The following is a 17491-nucleotide window of genomic DNA, read 5'->3' on the forward strand; positions in this document are numbered from 1 at the left end:
CCGCCGGTGATCAACACCGACATGCCTGCGATATCACGCATGGGCCGTGTTTCCCCTGTACTGTTGCTTGGCCAGTGCCGGCTCGATCAGCCACTGCACGGCTCGTTTTAGAATACTTAGATGGGTCGGTTCGGTGATGCAGTCTGGACCGTGCCCGAGCGCGTCGTAAATCACTCGCCCTTCGCCGTAACGATGGCGCCACATCACCGGATAAAACTCGCTGTCGCTGGCAGCGCGTGCTTGCAGAAGCGGCTGTACGCCCGGCGCGAGCTGCAGTCCTCGATACACTTCGTCAAACACTTCGAACGGCGGCGCGTCGGCGACGATGTCATCACCGTCGACCATGCGCTTCACTTGAACTGCACCGGCGGGCGGATGCGACGACTGTCCCCAGACCCACCCGGCACCCAGGATGTTGGCCCAGTTGGCCCAGCCGTCGAAACAAATGCTCGCAGTGTGCAGCCCAAGCAGCGATCCGCCCTCCCGCACATAGCGTTCCAAGTTGTCTCGCCCGCGCGCTGACAACTCGAACGCATACTGCTCGCGCAGTGGCGCGTACTTGTCGTGCTGAGTCATCGTGAACAACAGCGCGTCGATGGTCAGCAGATCGCAGGTGCTCACGTCGACACTGCTCAACGCAGCTTCAGCGTCAGTGACAATCGTCGTCTGTACCCCTAGAGGTTCGATGACCTTCGCAAACGCTGCTGCCGTGCCGGCAAAGTCGTGATAGATGCCGCCGGTCACCACGACATGCCTGATCGGGACGGGTCGAATGGGCTGGACCACGCAGGCTAGTCTCTCGGCAGTTGCAACAGCACGCTGTTGACGACACCGCCGTCGACCACCAACTCGTGACCGTTGATGTAGCCCGCCTGCTCTGAAGCCAGGAACAGCGCTGCATTCGCAATGTCATCGGCGACGCCGAGCCGGCGCTGAGGCACCGCGCCCCCTCGCAGCTTGCGTACTTTGGGATCGGCATAGATCGGTGCCGACATGCCGGCGTCGATGAAGCCCGGCGCGATTGCATTGACTCGCAGGCCTTGCGGGCCCCACTCCAACGACATGTGCTGAGTGAGCGACGCGACGGCGGCCTTGCTGGCCGGATACGCGCCGGCGCCTGGGCCCGGATGCACGGCATTGATCGAAGTGATGTTGATGATCGCGCCGCTGCCACGCTTCACCATGCGCTTGGCCACAGCCTTGGCGGCGATGAAACAGCCGACCAGGTTCACATCGACCACTTTGCGAAACGCTTCAGCGGACTGCTCGAGCAACGGCCCGAAGCGCACGATACCTGCGTTGTTGACCAGCACATCCGGCACGTCGCCGAATTGATCGAGCACAGCTTCGATGTCGGACTCGCTGCTGGCGTCGGCACGGAAACCCACCGCGTTGCCGCCAATACGAGCCGCCGCAGCCTGCACCTTCTGCTCATCCACATCGACCAGGCCGACGCGATAACCCGCTTGGCTGGCACGCAAGGCAATCTGTTCGCCGAGCCCACCGCCGGCGCCAGTGACAATCATCGTTTTCATCGCGTGAACACCACGGGGTAACGACCCCAGTTCGGACGTTGAGTATGAATATCGGGCGTCGGCGGCTCGTTGGGATCCGGACGCACGCCGGCATCCAACAGCGCACCGATCAGCAGTGAGATCAAACCGTACTGATGCTTGGCCGGATCGGTGTCGGGCTTGGAGACCACGCCGCCATCCAGGTCGCGACCGAGACAGGTATGCACTCCGGAGCTGAAGGTGAGCCCGAACGGAAAGTGGCCGCGTGGAATGGCACGCGACGGATTGAACTCATCGGCGTCGGCACCGAAGATCGCCGGATCGCGATTGGCCGAGGACAGATCGATGACGACTCGATCTTTCTCAGTGAGCGCATCGCCGCTCTGCATGGAGAACGGACAGCTCGGTCGCCGCCACGCCACCGGGCTGGCCGGATGCAACCGCAGGCTTTCGTGCACGCAACGCTGCAGGAACAAGCGGTCCTGCTCGACTCGCTGCCAGTCCGCGGGATGCTGCTCGCACCACAGGAAAACTTCATGCAAGGCGTGCGTGGTCGAGTTTGAAGTGCTGTGCGAACCGGCCTGCAGATAGAACGCCATCTCTCGCAACAGCACATCGGGCGGCAGTTCGACTCGATCTTCGTTCCGTAGCAACACGGTAAGAATGTCTCGCGGCAAATCATCTTCTGTGATCTCACCGCGAGCGAACCGGGCAATCAGTTCCTGGCGACGACGGATCGACGGCTGCAAGAAGCGAGCGTCGAGCACCTTCAAGGCCTCACGCACTTCAGCTTCCACTTCGGTCTTCACGCGCTTGGAATGCACCAGCGTCGCGCCTTCGCTGAAAATCTTGACCAACTCGAACATCACGTCGGTCTCTTCGGCCGTGCCTTCGGGGCGATCGATGCCGGCGAAGTCAGCGGTCAAATTCATGGTCACGCGTCGACCGAAGTCGATCAGATCCATGCGACCCGCTTTCAGATACGGCGCCAGCGTGGCAGTGAGCGTCGCCGGAAACACCTCGCGCTCGTAGTATGCGAGGAACTCTTTGCGGAACACTCGATTCTCGAGCAGCCGACGCACGCGATGCTCTTCGCCATCCAGCGTGAGCAGCGTCTTGTGCATGATCACCGCACCGGCGTCATACAACGCCTGGACCATTTGCGGGTGGCGCAGCGCTTCGACGGCGCCGGCATAGGAGCTGACGTGATGTTCTTTCATTTGGCGAACACGATGGGATAGCTCAGCCAGGTCTCACGCTCGGTGGACAAATCCTGCTCGGCTTTCTGGCTCGGGTCAGGTCGCGCGCCGTGGGCCAGGAACGCACGAGCCAGCAATGTCACCGTGCCCAGCTGATGCGTTTCCGGATCGGTGTTGGGCGTCGGCAGATCGCCCGCCGCCAGATTCTTGCCCAAGCAAGTGTGCACACCGACGCCGAAGGTGATGCCGTAAGGCATGCGCGACGGAATCTTGGTGCGGTAAGGATTGAACGACTTCGCGTCCTCGCCGAACACTTCGGTCTGCCGGTTGGCCTGATACAGATCGATGACGATGGTGTCGCTGGTGGTTGCCGCGTCGCCCGTCGGCAGCGACATGGGGCACACAGCCTTGCGCTTGGACACCGGGCTCGACGGATGCAGCCGGAAGCTCTCATGCACACAGCGCTGCAAGAACAGCACGTCCTTTTCGAGCCGCTCGCGCTCGGCCGGATTGCGCTCGCACAGCGTGAAGATCTCGTGCATGGCGTGCGACAACGAATGGATGGAGGTGTGCGCGCCCGCCAGGAAGTAGAACGCCGTCTCTCGCAGGATGCGCTCGCGCGGCAGCTCCAAGTTGAGTTCATTACGCAGCAACAGAGTCAGAATGTCTCTCGGCAACGCGTCCTCGCCGATCTCGCCATTCTTGAACTTGGCGAGCAACGCCTCGCGCCGAGCCACCGACGGGCCGAAGAATCGCTCGTCGAACTCTCGCATGCCGTCGACGATGAGCTGTTTCAGCTCTTCGGTCTCTTGGGGCGTGCCTTTGAACTGACCGACCGTCGCGGCATTCCCGAAGACGCGCAACAGCCTGACCAGATCCGCCGTTTCTTCGGACGTGCGCTGCAGCCGATCAATGCCAGCGAAATCCGCAGTCAGGCCGATCATGGCCCGATAGCCGATCTCCACCACGTCGCCCTTGCCCTCGGCGACGAACTGCCGGAGCGTCTCTTCCACCACCGGCGGCAACACTTCCTTTTCGTAGTATGAAAAGAAGTCGCGACGAAACACTTTCATTTCCAACGCGCGCCGCGACTTGTGATCCTCGCCGTGCAGATTGACGAGCACGTCGGACATGAGTGCCGCGCCTTCGTCGTACAAGGCCTGGGTCAGATCCGGCAGCGACAAGGTCTGTTGCGCTTCCTTGTAGCCGGTGACGGTGATGGTGCTCATCAGTTGGAGTTCCTGGAACGCATGGCCAGTTCGCGAGTCAGAATGGCCTTGGAATAATTGCTGGTACGCCAGCCGTTAATGGGCTTGCGTGGCGGGATGGGACGCTGCAGATCGATGAAGCGGCCGTCGGCGATGACGTGTTTGAGGCGCGCTCGATCGCCGAGCACGGTCACATCCTTGGAAGGATCGCCGTCGATGATGATGATGTCGGCAAGCTGATCGGCTGCAATCAAGCCGACCTTGCCTTCCATGCGCAGAGCTCGGGCGGCATCGAAGGTCGCAGCGCGAATCGCCTGCAGCGGCGTGAAGCCCAAATCGCGAACGAACACTTCCAACTCGCGATAGTTCCAATCGCCCAGCGGTGTCAGCGAGAAACCGCCCTCGGTGCCGCACAGAATCGGCACGCCGGCCGCATGCAACTGCTGCAGCGTTTCTGCGCTTTCCGCAATCTCGCGGCGGAACATTTCCTGTAGGTTGGGATCGGCGCCAACAGCCTGACCATACTCAGCAAGGTTCGCCTGGAAGGTGAACGTCGGCACCACCGGCACTTTGCGTTCGCAGACAGCTTCGATAGCTTCGTCGTCCATGTACGTGCCGTGCAGGATCATGTCGAAGCCGGCTTTGACGGCATCGCGCGTGCTGCTGGCATTCCGGCAATGACCGACGACAGGAATGCCTAACGCGTGCGCTGTATCGCAGACCGCGCGAAGCTCATCGTAAGTCCAAACAGTGAGTTCGCCTCGAGCGCGCTGACGAGGCACCAGACCGGTGACATGCACTTTGATCCAGTCGACGCCGTTTTTGATCTGCCGACGCACTTCAGTGACGATTTCGTCACGAGTGCGCGTGACCACGGCGTAGGCGCGAATGCCTTCATCCGGAATCAAGCGACCGCCGGTGCCGCCGACCGATGTCATCAACGCATAGCCGCCGGTCGCCATGCGCGGCCCTTCGATGACGCCCGTTTCAATGGCGTCGCGTAGATCGATACCGATTTCGAAGATTGAATCCGCGTCGAAGAACCCAGTCACGCCGGCATATAAAAGCCGGCGCACATCGGTGGCGGCAATGATTGCCGACAGACCATGACGCCGGTGGAAAAACAATTCGTCGTTGGAGATCGGCGCATCGAACGTCACGTGACAATGTGCGTCGATCAACCCAGGCATCAAAGTCATGCCCGGCGCCGCGAGTTTGTGAACGTTTTGCAGGCTAGCGGCGCGAGTACCGGCTGCTGCCCCGACGGCGGTGATGCGTGAGCCTTCGATCAGCACGTCCGCGGCGAAAGGTGCGGAGCCGCTGCCGTCGATGACGTTGCACCCCGTAATTAGAGTGACATTGCTCAAGCTCACCCCCGAAATCATGCTTGGGACCGACTTAAGATCGATCCGCTTGTAGTGGTCGCGGAGCACTCCGCGATAGCGCAACCTTTATACCGTCGGCCCCAGAGCATTTCAATCGATTTCGATATAAATTTACCCAGGCCCGCGACCAGCCGATGCTTCGTCAAATAGCTGACGTAGCAGCGGCCTCGCTGACTTGGTACAGCACGACTTCGTTGGTGAGAACCGCTATCGGCTCGAAGCCGCTGCATGCACTAGGTACTACTCCTCGTAGTGCCGTGCGCGCGTCGGCCGCTTCTTGCACGCTGTCGAACCACAGCTCTTCGATGTACTCGTAGGGCAATCCCCAGGGCCGCCCGGATTCACTGGGCTGTGCATGGTTTTGCACGACACCGCGCAGACTTTTGCCGAGCGAGCCACTGAGCAATCGTTCAGCGTGAGCAGCGGAATCTTTGGTCAACTCAGCGGGAACCACACCTTCAGCGCGAGCAAAACGAATCAGCTTGGCTTTGGCCGTGTTCGCCGGCTCCAACACCGTGCGCTCCGCCATCAATGCACAGAATTTGACGACCAGCTGATCGAAGGTTTGCAGCTCATCGGCTTCCATGGTCGCCTGCGAGCTGGTGTCTTCGCGATGCGCGCGCCGCGTTTCCGGCGACTTGTGCCAGACGATGCCGACGCCGTCGTAATCGTTGCCCGATTCGGACAAGACGTCGCAATGAACGTAACGCCAGATGTTTTTCCAACGCGGCATGCTCATGCCGAGCGCGCCGTGCTGGCGCCATCGTGGAGTGAATTGTTGAGCAGTCAGTGAGGGATTACGACGAGCCAGATACATCAACTTGGGACGAATCATGAGCACTCCGATCAACGCACCGTCCGGCCACCATCGACGATGAGCTGTTCTCCAGTAACAAAGCTGGCGCGATCCGATAGCAGCCAGGCAGCCGTTTCCGCTTGTTCCTCGGGCGAAGAGACACGACCCAGCGGAATCCCTTTCAGGGTTTCCTGTTCACCTCCGGGCCGCGTGCGCATTTGAATTTCCATCATCTCGGTGCGTGTCGTGCCAGGGCAGATGCAGTTCACGCGCACGCCGAATGCAGCGGCATCGAGCGCCGCCGACTTGGTCATGCCGATGACGGCGTGCTTGCTCGCGCTGTACATGGACAGCCCAGGAAAGCCACGCACACCAGCGATAGACGACGTGTTGACGACAGCGCCCGCGCCCTGTCGCTGCATGATTCGCAACTCGTGCTGTAGGCACAGGAAGATCGAACGCACGTTGGTATCGAACACCTGTTGATACAGCTCGAGCGGCGTATCCACCAACGGCACGCAATCCTGAGTCATGGCCGCGTTGTTGAACGCACCGTCGAGCCGGCCGAACTCGCTTTCGATATAGCGGAATAACGCATCGATGCTGGCTGGATCGCGCAGATCGGCAGCCTTGAAGCGAGCGTCGCTGCCAGCACTGGCGATTGCTGCTCGCCCCTCCGCCTCGCGCCGCGCCGTTGCGATGACTTTCGCTCCCTCACGCGCGAACAACTGAACGGCGGCGCGACCGATGCCGGCACTCGCACCGCTGACCAGAATGACTTTGCCTTCGAGCATGCCCATGCGATGACCCGCCTCAGTGAAAGTTGTCGAGCATGTCTCGGGAGAAGGGCCGCAGTGCATTCGCGCCTTGCTCGGCCACGGTTCGCACCCAATCGGGATTCGCCAATAGCGCACGCCCCACCGCGACCAGGTCGAACTCACCGCGGTCGAGAAATGCATTCAGTCGCTCGATGGCATCTTGATCGATGGCGGCAAACTGCTTGCCTTGGGCCGATTTGAAATCGTTGCCCAAGGTCACTGAACCGACTGCGATGGTGGGCCGACCCGATAGCTTGCGAGTCCAGCCCGCCAGCGTCAGGTCGCTGTCGGCGAAGGCCGGATCCCAGAAGCGACGTGTGGAGCAATGGAACAGGTCGACGCCGGCATCGACCAGCGGTCGCAAAAACTCCTCGAGCTCGGCCGGCGAAGCGAACAACTTCGCTTCGTAGTCCAGCTGCTTCCATTGCGAGAACCGCAGCATGATGGGGAACGACGCGCCGACGCGGCGTCGACACTCTTGCACCAACTCCACAGCGAAGCGGCCGCGCTCTTGCAAGCCACCGCCATAATGATCGTCACGCCGGTTGGTCGCGGACCAGAAGAATTGATCGAGTAGATAGCCGTGCGCGCCGTGGATTTCGACACCGTCGCATCCCAAACGCTGTGCCAAAGCGGCGGACGAAGCGAACGCGTCGATGGCCGCATCGATATCGGCCTGGAGCATTGCACGCCCCATTGGGTGATTGGTGGCGGCGAGCCCGGACGGACTCACGCGTGACGATGCACGGAGCGTGTCGGTCATGCCGACCAACGAGGGCTCGAACGCACCGACGTGCCACAACTGCGGCACCAGACACGCGCCCTCTTCATGCACCGCTTGCACGATGCTCCGCCAAGCCGCTGCGGAGTCGTTATTGAGGCGGGGAATCGCAGCACCGAACGCGCCGATCTCATCGGGCGCCGTGCCTTCGGTGATGATCATGGCAACGCCGCCTGCCGCTCGCCGCCGGTAGTACGCAACCACATCCGGCCCGGGAATACCGCCGGGCGAACGCTCGCGCGTCATCGGCGCCATCACTACGCGATTACGCAGCGACAGCGTACCCAGCTGGATCGGCTGTAACAGCCGTGCCACCTCACTGCTCATCGTCACCCCCTGCAGCGGTTCGCCGGCAGCATACCCGAATTTATATTGATTTCGATGTATTTATTTTGGCGGCCCGGGCTACGGTACTATCGCGCCCTGGATTTGCTGACGACACTGCAACGACACGGGGACTTCGAGATGGTCAAGCACATCGTTTTGTGGCGACTCAAGAACAAGGCCGACGCCGCTCGCGTCAAGCAAGAGCTGGAGAGCATGCGCGGTAAGATTCCGGGCCTGCTGGGACTGGAGGTGGGGTTGAACTTCGCCGAAGGCTCGCCGGTGGATATCGGCTTGTACAGCGAGTTCGAGGATCGGACGGCGCTGGTGGCCTACGCCGATCATCCGGTGCACGTGCCGGTGAAGCAGGTGGTCGGCGCGTTGGTGTCCGACCGCTGGGTGCTGGATTACGACCTCTAAGCCAGGCTCGAGCTCATTGCTCCGCCTGGTCCGCCAGGCGGCGCTGCGCCGAGTCGAACGCGTCCAAGCGCTCGAAAATATCCCGCAGCTGTTGTCGTAGCTGCTTCAACTCGGTCTGTGACATGCCCTCCACCATCGCCTGATAGACGTCGGTGCTGAGGCTGTTACACATCTGTGCGACTTCTCGACCCTTTTTGGTCAGCGATACGGTCACCGAGCGACTGTCGTCCTCGGCCCGTTTGCGCTTCACCAAGCCACGCTGTTCCAGCTGACGGATCTGGTGGGAGATGGTCGACTGCGGCAACACCATGCGGCTGACTAAATCGCCGACCCGCGCTTCCTCGTCTTCCATCAGGATCACCAGCATCCGCGAGTTGTGCAGATCGATGCCGTAATCCCGGAAATAAGGATTACAGATCAAGAACACCCGCGCGCTGATGCGATGAATAAGAAAAGAAATACGTTCGTCGAGCGGCGGTAACGGCTTGCTGGTTGATTTTGGCATTGTAGTAAGCAGTTGCTGTTTGGCACATCCTTGGCAACTGCGGCGCACTCTAGCACACGAACCGCGCGCAAATAAAAAGCCGGCCGGGCTGGAATGCCCGGTCGGCGTTCGAATCCCTTCGCTACAGCAACTCCATCAAAGGGCCCGTCAAGTCAGGCCAAGTCACTCAACTCTTGCGATCGCGATCCTTGTCCTGCTGGCCGGTGCGGTTCTCGCCACCCTGCTGCGGCGTACGCATGTTGCCGGATTGGCCGGGCTGCTGACCGGGCTGATTACGCACATCGCTTTCCTGGCGATGCTGGCCCGACTGCGAGCCGCCACCTTGCTGATCCTGGCGCACCTGGTTCTGGCCCTGCTGGCCGCCCTGCTGACCTGGTTTGCCCGGGGTGTTCTGTTGTTGCTGATTACGATTGCGGTTGGCGTCGTCGCCCGCCTGCTGATTACGATTTTCCGGATTGTTACGCTCGTTCGGCATGTCTGAATCTCCTCAACGGCGCGTTGATTTCTCTATGGGGCCTCTCGTAACAACGAGAGATGATTTCCCGCATCGATGCCGCGCCCGACATCGCGCTCATTAACGCCGCGATCAGTCCCTGAGTTGCATGCGAATCGACCGAATGCGGGCGAGTAGAAACCTTGATACGGCGTAGGCATTCGCTGTAGTGCGTCGCACGGCCGGGTGTGCGAACTATCCACGATTGAGCTAGGGAATAACTACGACAGCAGCTGCAGCTCGGCGCCCGCCACGGCGCGAAATCGTTTGCGAAACGCTTTGTTTTCGGCGTCGACGGAAATGATGATGGTCTCGCCGGGGAACGTGACTTCCTCACTGAGCCGGTGCGTGAGTGCCTGCAAGGCTCCGCTGGACTCGAACTTCCAGAATCGCGTGCGTCGTTCGAATGCCAGCACATACAGCGCATGCTGTTGGTAGTGCACCGTTTGCTTGCGCGCCAGATAGACACGCTTCAATTCACTGAAGGCCTGCAACTGCTTGCTGAGCGCCTGCAGTTGATCCGCCGCTAGACCATGCGGCAACAGCTTGTCATTGATCCGAACCTCACCGCGTTCTTTGCGAGCCGCGTGATCTCGTTCACCGGCATCGTGCAGATTATCGATGTGAGCGCGCGCCTCTTCATTGCGGCCATGGCGCTGCAAGTAATCGACGATCAGCGCACACGCGGTCTGTTCGGCACCGCTGTCGAGCCGCATCGCTTTTCTCAGCAACTCGATGCCCGACTCATCATCGCTCCCCAGCAACAGACGACCGAGCGCAAACTGTGTGGGCGCATGATCGGGCGCGCGGGCCGCCAATGTTTCGAGTTGCGCTCGCGCCTCGGCTTCGTCGCCCAATTCTTCCGTAAGCTCAGCGCGATTGAACGCGTCCTCGACCGATAGCTCCCCGTCGACGCTCGAGAGAGCCGCCAACCTGGTGCGTGAGGCAGTGGCATACTGATGTCGCCCCTGCCACCAAGCCGCGACGCTCTGCCGCCACTGCGTGTCGAACTCGCCGGAGAGTTGATCGGAGAGCGGCCCCAGAAAAGACTCGGCGGCACTCGTCTGGATCGGCGCCGGCAACTGCGCGGGCATTTGCAACGATCGCAACCGATCGCTGAGCGAAGGATGAGTATCGTCACAGCCCGTGCGACGCTTCAGCGCCGCTTCCAACGTACTCCTGGCGCCATCGTCCAGTCGTTGCTCGGCGAAGGCCGTGCGTAACATTGCAAACGGTTGCGCATCTGGCTCAGCCTTGTTGTCGGCTTCCTGCAGAATGCGCCGCCAATAGCTGGCGTTGAGGAAACGGCTTTGTAGATGGACTCGAATCAACGCTGCCGCGGCGATTCGCTCACCGGATACCACCGCCGCCATCCGATCGGCTTCATATTCCTGACGACGAGCCTGCACGAAAGACAGCGTAGCGAACGCCGGCGCGTACCATTTGAAGAACGGCACGAACAGGAACTTGCCCCAATGGTCGTCCTGCTCCAAAGCGTACGTGAGCCGCGCCCAGCCGGCGCGTAGCCGATAGATCCACGCACCGAACTTGCCGTGCGCGCCGGACAGATGACCGAACTCATGCGCCAGCACCGAGCGAAATTCCTGCGGGTCCAGCGCCTGCATGAGCGGCAGCCCCAGGATCAAGTAATTACGCGGCCAGCCGAAGATGCCGAGCCGCGGATGCTGAACGACCGCCGCGTTGAACTCGTCGGTGATGAGGACTTTATGAGCCACGGGCGCGCCGGCTTTGGCGCGAACCTCATCGATGCAGGCGAACAGCTCCGGCGCTTGTGCCCGTTGCAGCTCACGGCCCTGCGGCGGTTCGAGCTTGACTGTCATCGCTCGAATCACGGCCCAGATCAGCGGCACCAGAATCAGGCCGAGCTTGACGGCAATGGCAGTTGCAGAACGTTTCGCAACCATCATTACCAGCAGCACCAGCGCGGCACATAACAACAGCAGGATGCCGGCGATGTAGCCATAGCCGAGCAGCGCCATGCCACCGAGCTTGGTGCGATACCAGCCGGGCCGCTGCTCGGATTCCTGTTCGAGCCGATCGACCAGCGCTTCGTACTGTTCCTGGTTCAAGCACGCGCCTCTTCCGCTTCAGCGGCGCACAGTAGCGTGAACATTCGCCAGGAACAGCGACGGCCTTCATAGAAAGGCCGTCACAATTTAGAGTCGCCAGATTCCGTAAAATGCAGCTGCTCGGGTTCGGCAGAAAGCTAGTGGCTGTGGCCGCCCCACGCGGCATTCCAATCGATGCCGCGGCGGTCGCTGAGCTCCCAATAGAACTTGGTGCGCGGCTTATTGTAGTTGCCGATCTCGTTCATACTTTCCGCGTCGTACAGCCGGCCGTTCACCATCGTGTAACGCACGCTATTGGTGTTGCGGATGTCGGCGAGCGGATTGCGATCCAACACGATCAGGTCGGCGAGCTTGCCCGGCTCGATGGAACCGAGCTGATGATCCAGCCCGTAGGTGTGCGCACCGTTGATGGTCGCCGCACGCAAGATTCGCATCGGCGACATGCCGCCCTCGGCAAGCAGCTGCATTTCCCAATGGATAGCGATGCCGGACGCCTGGCCGTGCGAACCAACGTTGATGGTCACGCCAGCGTCATCGAGACGCTTGACCGAGCGGCCCACCGAGCGGAAACCAATATCGTACAGCTCGTCGGCGTAATGAATGGACTGCATGCCACGCACATACAACGGCGCTTCACCCGCACCGGTGATCGGGTTGTACGCGTTGTTTACGCCCGGAATGAAGGCGCGAACCTTGTTCTCCTTCCACGGCTGCTGGTTTTGATAGATATAGTTCTCGCCGAACAACTCGCCGAACGTGACGATCAATGTCGGTGTGCTCGACATGCTCGACGCCTTGAATAACTGCAGCAGGTCGTCGTAGTACGTCGCCACCGGCAAGTTGTGCTCGAGGTTGGTGTGGCCGTCGAGAATCATGCTGACGTTGTCGTAGAAATGACCGGCGCCTTCGGCATCGACCATCAGCCCCTGCTCGGCCGCCGCTTGTATCAGCCATTGTTTCTGCTCGCGCGTCGTGAGCTTGTAGCTCTTCAGAATATGGCCGCCGATAGCGACCTTCCGACGCACGATGTTGCGCGCATCTTCGAGACTGGTGATTGGATCGAACACACGATCCGGTTTGCCGGAGCGGCCGTAAATCACATAGCCGGTGCTCAGCCAGCGCGGCCCGACCAGTTCGCCGGCCTGAGTCATTTCGGTGGCTTCGTAGCTGGTTAGCTCGTTCGAGTAGGGATCGAAGTTAGTCGTCACGCCATAAGCCAACGCGGCGTAGTGAGTCGGCCGCTTCACCGGCGTCACCCCGGTCATGTAGCAACAGTCGATGTGACCGTGCGCATCGAACATGCCTGGCATCAGCGTCTTGCCGTCGAGATCGATGACTTTTGCGCCCTTGGGAATGGTGACACTGCTCGCCGGCCCGACGGCTTTGATTCGATTGCCCTCGACGACCACAGCGCCGCGCTCGATGACGTTTTTATCGGTCATCGGCAGGATGCGCGCGTTTATGAATGCGACCGTGCCTTCAGGGACATCGCCCTTGGCAGTCAAAGAAAGTTCACGTTGCGCTTTCGCGACCACACCAGTATCGCGCGGCGCTGTGACATATAGACCGCGACCCAAGGTCCACAGCACTTTTGCCGAGTCCGGCGTCCATACCAATTCGAAGCCGCCTGCTGTCGTGAGGCGTCGAGCAGCGCTGTTGCCGACAGCAGTCACGGCGAACGACTTGTCACTTTCTTTGTACGGCATCACGTAGAGCTGATTGAACTCTTTGAACGCCAGCCATTGCCCGTCGGGGCTGAGCATAAAGTCGCCAGTGTCGGCCGTCTCGGCATACGCATGTTCGCGAGTGTCCTGGCCGTCCACGCCAATGCTGTTCAACACCACGGCCTTGCGACCGGCGAAGTCGGCCTCGCCGAAGAAATAGACGCGCTTGCCGTCGGCCGAGAACTGCGCGAGCGCAGTGCCGGCAGTGAGGAACTTTGCATTGGTGCCGTCCGAGTTCACCACATAGATACCAACGCGATCCGCGGCACCACCCATGGCGCCGTCGGCTTCCATGATTCGATAGGCGATGCGGCGTCCATCACTGGAGAACTGCGGCTGACGAATCACACCCCGACTGGTCGCGACGATCTTTTCTTTGCCACCGCTGGCGGCACGCAGCTTCAACGATGAACCCTTCTCGTCATCCCACTCGATGAACGCGAGCTGGCGCCCATCCGGCGACCAGGCGGGATCGTTCTCGGACTGCGTGGACTTGGTCAGTCGTTGCGGCGAACGCTGGCCAGCTAGATCCTGACGCCACAATTTGCCGAGCGCTCGGAACACGAGTTCACCACTCGGCGAAACCGTCAGCTGCCTGAAGATGCGCGCGTCGACTTGGCTAGGCGCGAGATCGAGCTGAGTACGCAGCGCTTTGTGAATCCGATGCTTGGCCGGCGCTTGAAATGGAATCTGCGTGGCAGTGCCCGTCTGGGTATCGATCTTGAGCAACTTGCCCTTGCCCCAGATGGCAACGCTGCGATTGTCCGGAAACCAGCCGAACGCAGGATAGTAATGTTCCTGCGGGATGTAATCGGCCTGCAGGTCGCGATCCAGTTCCTGATACACGGGATGCTGAGTGCTGGTGGCGACGTCGAAGCGGAACAACACCGTCTTGGCGCCGACGCGGCGAATGAACGCCACCGACTTGCCGTCCGGCGAAACTTCCGGGGTCGTAGCACTGCCGAAGCCGGAGATGAGATCGACCGTCTCGCCGGTTTGCAGATCGCGCCGGCGGATCACGAAGTTGCTCAACCCGGTATTCAAGTAGACGTAGTGTTCGCCGCCCTTGCGCTCGGTGTAATAAACGTAGCGCCCATCCAGTGACAAGCGCGGCTCTTGCACGTCCTTGCCACTCTCGGGCTGCTCGACCACGACCTGTTCGGCCGCGCCGTCGAGCGAGAAGCGACGCAGCTCCGACTTCTTCATGTCGTGCACGCTGGCGTTGGTCTTGGTGGCGACGATGGAACGGCCGTCGTGCGCCCAAGCGGGACCGGTAATCATGGCCAGCGTTTCTTTACTGATCCGGCGCGCGTTCGAGCCATCAGGCGCGGAAATCCAGATGTTGTCCGCACCGGTCTCGTCGCTGAGATACAGCAGCGACTTGCCGTCAGGACTGAACTGCGGGCTGCGCTGGACGGCCGGGCCGGAATGGATCGCGGTGGCAGCGCCACCCTCGGCCGGCATCACATAGATGTCGTTGAGCAGATCGAACGCGATGGTCTTACCGTCGGGACTCACGTCCAGACTCATCCACGTCCCTTCGGTCGCGGTAAAGCCGATATCGCGATAGGCGGGGCCTTGATCCGCGGCCACGCTTGCCTGAGCAGCAAGCACGGCGCACAGCGCTCCCCAAACCCTGGCGTTGCATCGTCCACTCATCGATGACTCCGCTTATGGTGTAGCGGTTCATCTTATAGAGCCGGTTTTCAGCCGTGCGGCGCGTTCTCGGGACCGCTCGGTGCCCGATAGGCACCAGCCGCCCGACACTCAAGCAGGCTTGTGACACACCGCTTCGAGATTGACGCCGTTGATGTCGACGACGAACGCGCCGTAGTAATTCGGATGGTAGTGCGCGCGAATGCCCGGCGGCCCATTGTCGCGAGCGCCGGCTGCGATGGCAGCCTTGTAGAACGCATCTACGTCGGCGCGACTCTTGGCCGTAAAACACAAATGCATGCCGTCCGGAGCCACGCCCTGACCGATCCAGAAAAACGGCTTTTGCTCGGCACCGAACCCGGTGAAGTCGCTGGGCCGGCCGCTCTGTTCCTTGGGCACATTCATGACCACACCGATGCCCAGCGGTGCCAATGCCGCCAGATAAAAAGCCTTGGATGCGGCGAAGTCAGGCACCGAGATGCCCAGATGATCGATCATGGCCGGAAGCCCCCCTGTTAGCGGGCGCCAAGCATGAACCGGCATGGGAACCGGTTCAATCGCCGTGGTTGCTTCCCGGAACCCTCAGCGCTGCGCGGGAGCTGACAGGTGTTGCTCCGGCTCAGCAGACGTGACCTTGCAGCCCCACAACGCGTAGAACAGCACGTACAGCTCGCAAACGGCCGTCAGCAAGAACGACGCTTGTAATCCGAACAGGTCGGCCAGTCGTCCCTGCACTACCACCAGTGCGCCGCCAGCGATCGCCATGATCAACAGGCCCGAACCTTCTTCGGTCAGCGGCCCCAGACCACGAATGCCCAGCGTGAAAATGGTCGGGAACATGATGGAGTGGAACAAGCCCACCGAGATCAAGCTCCACATCGCCAGCTTGCCGGTGCCGAGCACCGTCACCATCATCACCACGAACGCACCGATACTGGCCCACGCCAACACGCTTTCGGCAGAGTACTTGCGCATCAGCTGACTACCGGCGAAACGCCCCACCATCATTCCGCCCCACAGCAGGAACAGATAGTTGGACGCATCGGCATGCGTCATGTTGCCGATCTCGGGCGCCGACACGAAGTTGATGAACAGATTGCTGACACCAATTTCGGCAATCAAATAAATAAAAATGGCCGGGATGCCGAGCAACAGATTGCGATGTTTCCATAGCGAGTGGTGCTTGCGCTCCTGCGCGTCCAGCCGGCGTGCGGCAGCATCGAGATCCGGCAGCTTGTAGCGAGCAATGATCACGGCCAGCACGACCAACACCACCGCCACTATGAAATAAGGCAGCTGCACCGACTGCGCGTCGGCCAAGCGCTGCTCCATGGTCAATACCGCGGCCCCGCCTTCCACGGTGCCCGAAGCGCTACGACTCAAAATCAGATAACCGCCGAACAAGGGCGCAAAGGTGGTGCCCATGGAATTGAAGGCCTGCACCAGATTCAATCGCGACGAAGCGCTGTGCGCCGGACCGATCACCGCGACATAGGGATTCGCAGCCACCTGTAGCAACGTGATGCCGGCGGCGATGATGAACAGCGCCGTCAACACCACGCCGTAAGAAGGAATGCGCGCGGCCGGAATCATCAACAATGCGCCGGCCGCCATGATCAACAAGCCCACCACCATCGAATATTTGTAGCCGATGCGCTCGATCAACTTGGCGGCCGGAATGGACGCGACAAAGTAAGCGATGAACCAAACCGACTCGATCCAAGTGGTTTGGGTGTAACTCAGATCGAACACGGAGCGCAGATGCGGCAGCAACGTGTTGTTGATGACGGTGATGAAGCCCCACATGAAGAACAGGCTGGCGAGCAGCGTGAGCGCGGAACGCTGCGTCTCGGAAATACCGGCGGCCGGGCTCGCCGAGACCGAGGAAACGGGTGACGCCATGAGAGGCTCCGGGGCGTGGGGCTAATTGTCTGAGTATAGCCCAGGTCGCTGCTTGGCCAGCAACTGCCCGGCGGCGGGCGCCGAAATCAGCTGCAGATCAGGGTTGGTAACCCAGCAGAAAGGCCTCCACGGCGCGCTCGACGATGCGCTTGATCTGAACGCGAGACGGACTCGGCGCCTTCCGAATGAAGTATTGATGCCACAGCTCGCCGTGCGCCAACACCGCTAGCAGATGTTGAGCCGCTACCGACGCGTCCGAGCGGCGCAGTTGTTGGCGCTCCATCGCACCTTCCAGATACCGAGTCAGTGACTCCACGGTGCGCTTCGGGCCCGTGTCAAAAAAAGCCTCGCCGATGTCTGAATGCGCGGCTTCGCTGATGACCACTCGATAAGTCGCCACCGCCTCGGCATCGCAGATGAACGTCAGGAACTGCTCGCCGAAGCGCTGTAAGGCGACGCGCGGATCCTCGTCGACGCTCTGCTCCAAACGCTCGATAGCCGGCGACACATATTGCTCGCCGAGCTTGCTGACGATCGCCAGGAACAGCGCTTCCTTGGACGGAAAGTAGCCGTACAACGTCGCTTTCGAGCCGCCCATCCGGCTGGAAATCTCCGCCATGGAGGCCCGCTCATAGCCCAGCTCCAGGAAAGTTTTCCTAGCAATTTCAAGGATTTC

General features: G+C 60.9%; 16 protein-coding genes. 1 reads left to right on the forward strand and 15 read right to left on the reverse strand.

What is annotated here, in order from left to right:
* Positions 1 to 33 precede the first annotated feature (33 nt).
* The 8 genes from JNL55_RS11270 to JNL55_RS11305 all read right to left on the reverse strand — a co-directional run bounded on the left by JNL55_RS11270 (position 34) and on the right by JNL55_RS11305 (position 8028).
* Positions 34 to 786, reverse strand: a complete 753-nt coding sequence (locus tag JNL55_RS11270; RefSeq protein ID WP_293852920.1) for a ThuA domain-containing protein — start codon at positions 784 to 786, stop codon at positions 34 to 36.
* Between the two features lie 5 nt (positions 787 to 791).
* Positions 792 to 1535 (reverse strand): SDR family NAD(P)-dependent oxidoreductase, encoded by a 744-nt coding sequence (locus tag JNL55_RS11275; protein ID WP_293852921.1) that lies wholly within the window; start codon positions 1533 to 1535, stop codon positions 792 to 794.
* A complete protein-coding gene (locus tag JNL55_RS11280; RefSeq protein ID WP_293852922.1) occupies positions 1532 to 2734 on the reverse strand; it encodes a cytochrome P450 in 1203 nt (400 codons plus the stop codon). The genes JNL55_RS11275 and JNL55_RS11280 overlap by 4 nt, the downstream gene beginning before the upstream one ends.
* The gene (locus tag JNL55_RS11285; RefSeq protein WP_293852923.1) at positions 2731 to 3942 is read right to left on the reverse strand and encodes a cytochrome P450; all 1212 of its coding nucleotides are present in this window, start codon (positions 3940 to 3942) and stop codon (positions 2731 to 2733) included. Before JNL55_RS11285 ends, JNL55_RS11280 begins: the two co-directional genes overlap by 4 nt.
* Positions 3942 to 5288, reverse strand: coding sequence for a metal-dependent hydrolase family protein (locus JNL55_RS11290; RefSeq protein ID WP_293852924.1), 1347 nt, complete (start codon positions 5286 to 5288; stop codon positions 3942 to 3944). Before JNL55_RS11290 ends, JNL55_RS11285 begins: the two co-directional genes overlap by 1 nt.
* A gap of 160 nt (positions 5289 to 5448) precedes the next feature.
* On the reverse strand, positions 5449 to 6141 hold the full coding sequence (locus JNL55_RS11295) for an EthD domain-containing protein (RefSeq protein ID WP_293852925.1): 693 nt from the start codon (positions 6139 to 6141) through the stop codon (positions 5449 to 5451).
* 11 nt (positions 6142 to 6152) lie between these two features.
* Positions 6153 to 6902, reverse strand: a complete 750-nt coding sequence (locus JNL55_RS11300) for an SDR family NAD(P)-dependent oxidoreductase (RefSeq protein WP_293852926.1) — start codon at positions 6900 to 6902, stop codon at positions 6153 to 6155.
* 13 nt (positions 6903 to 6915) lie between these two features.
* Positions 6916 to 8028, reverse strand: a complete 1113-nt coding sequence (locus JNL55_RS11305; RefSeq protein WP_293852927.1) for a 12-oxophytodienoate reductase — start codon at positions 8026 to 8028, stop codon at positions 6916 to 6918.
* Between the two features lie 138 nt (positions 8029 to 8166).
* Between JNL55_RS11305 and JNL55_RS11310 the strand changes: the two genes are divergently transcribed.
* Positions 8167 to 8445: a Dabb family protein gene (locus JNL55_RS11310; protein WP_293852928.1), complete on the forward strand. Its 279-nt coding sequence runs from the start codon at positions 8167 to 8169 to the stop codon at positions 8443 to 8445.
* Positions 8446 to 8458: 13 nt separating this feature from the next.
* On the opposite strand, the gene JNL55_RS11315 is transcribed toward JNL55_RS11310, so the two are convergent.
* The 7 genes from JNL55_RS11315 to JNL55_RS11345 all read right to left on the reverse strand — a co-directional run.
* On the reverse strand, positions 8459 to 8950 hold the full coding sequence (locus JNL55_RS11315) for a MarR family winged helix-turn-helix transcriptional regulator (RefSeq protein ID WP_293852929.1): 492 nt from the start codon (positions 8948 to 8950) through the stop codon (positions 8459 to 8461).
* A 166-nt stretch (positions 8951 to 9116) separates the two neighbouring features.
* Positions 9117 to 9425: a hypothetical protein gene (locus JNL55_RS11320; RefSeq protein ID WP_293852930.1), complete on the reverse strand. Its 309-nt coding sequence runs from the start codon at positions 9423 to 9425 to the stop codon at positions 9117 to 9119.
* Between the two features lie 239 nt (positions 9426 to 9664).
* Entirely contained in the window at positions 9665 to 11533 is a 1869-nt protein-coding gene (locus tag JNL55_RS11325) for a M48 family metalloprotease (RefSeq protein WP_293852931.1), read from the reverse strand.
* Positions 11534 to 11670: 137 nt separating this feature from the next.
* On the reverse strand, positions 11671 to 14916 hold the full coding sequence (locus tag JNL55_RS11330) for an amidohydrolase family protein (protein ID WP_293852932.1): 3246 nt from the start codon (positions 14914 to 14916) through the stop codon (positions 11671 to 11673).
* A 108-nt stretch (positions 14917 to 15024) separates the two neighbouring features.
* The gene (locus JNL55_RS11335; protein ID WP_293852933.1) at positions 15025 to 15411 is read right to left on the reverse strand and encodes a VOC family protein; all 387 of its coding nucleotides are present in this window, start codon (positions 15409 to 15411) and stop codon (positions 15025 to 15027) included.
* An 84-nt stretch (positions 15412 to 15495) separates the two neighbouring features.
* Positions 15496 to 16815, reverse strand: coding sequence for a sugar MFS transporter (locus JNL55_RS11340; RefSeq protein ID WP_293852934.1), 1320 nt, complete (start codon positions 16813 to 16815; stop codon positions 15496 to 15498).
* A gap of 97 nt (positions 16816 to 16912) precedes the next feature.
* A partial coding sequence (locus JNL55_RS11345; RefSeq protein ID WP_293852935.1) for a TetR/AcrR family transcriptional regulator occupies positions 16913 to 17491 on the reverse strand: 579 nt, incomplete at its 5' end.

It is taken from the genome of Steroidobacter sp. (assembly GCF_016790065.1).
Classification (GTDB): Bacteria; Pseudomonadota; Gammaproteobacteria; order Steroidobacterales; family Steroidobacteraceae; genus Steroidobacter.